Raw genomic sequence first — 317 nt, 5'->3', positions numbered from 1 at the left:
GTCACGGTGTACTGGACACTATCGGTTGTGCCAGGTGGTACTGCAACTGTAGTTGCTGTTCGTGGGGTAAACGTCCACATTGGCCCACCTGCATGCGCAGTTGGTACTAGTAGTCTTGTCATCAGTATTGCTAATAGCAAGTTTTTAAATGATGTTTTATTCGTTCGCTCCATGATGTTCTTTCCTTATGCTACATATGTGACATTAACCAATATCCCATGGGTATATAAATGATTCAAACTCAAACCCGAGCCCATCGTTTGACCCGGCGCTCGATTCAAATTACTTTTGCCAAAGTCTAAAAACTCATAACCAAT

General features: G+C 42.6%; 1 pseudogene. It reads right to left on the bottom strand.

The annotated features are described in order from the left end of the window. Positions 1–185: 185 nt before the first annotated feature. A pseudogene (locus AB3348_RS15270) lies at positions 186–317 on the bottom strand (porin family protein); the annotation flags it as partial.

Source organism: Legionella sp. W05-934-2 (genome assembly GCF_964199965.1).
GTDB lineage: Bacteria > Pseudomonadota > Gammaproteobacteria > Legionellales > Legionellaceae > JAFIFT01.
Note: the sequence above shows the minus strand (reverse complement) of the source record. Positions and strands in the feature narration are given on the sequence as shown.